The sequence below is a fragment of the Flavobacterium cheongpyeongense genome, assembly GCF_003202435.1.
Classification (GTDB): domain Bacteria; phylum Bacteroidota; class Bacteroidia; order Flavobacteriales; family Flavobacteriaceae; genus Flavobacterium; species Flavobacterium cheongpyeongense.
Window position 1 is genome coordinate 1 of sequence record NZ_QJHK01000071.1, and the last position, 258, is coordinate 258.

1 protein-coding gene is annotated in these 258 nt (G+C 31.4%); it reads right to left on the reverse strand.

Going from position 1 to position 258, the window contains the following annotated elements; translation table 11 throughout:
* Positions 1-31 precede the first annotated feature (31 nt).
* The coding region (locus tag DMB65_RS22275) for a hypothetical protein (RefSeq protein WP_165835017.1) at positions 32-258 on the reverse strand (227 nt) is incomplete at its 5' end.

Sequence of the window (258 nt, forward strand, 5' to 3'; positions counted from 1 at the left end):
TTGCGCGCTGTTATAGGCTGCCAAAATTTCCTCAATCTTCAATATTAGCAATGTCTTCATAAATGAAGTCAACTTTATTTCCAACACGCTCAATTCTCATTCTCAAGCAATTCAGTTTTGCTCCTCTATAGCCATTAATTTCTTTCCTCAAACCTTCAATTTTCGACCAATTTTTAACTTCAACTATTGCTTTTGCGCAAACAGAATCATTCTGAACATTGATTTCTATATATTCTTTATCATTTATCTTTAAATATT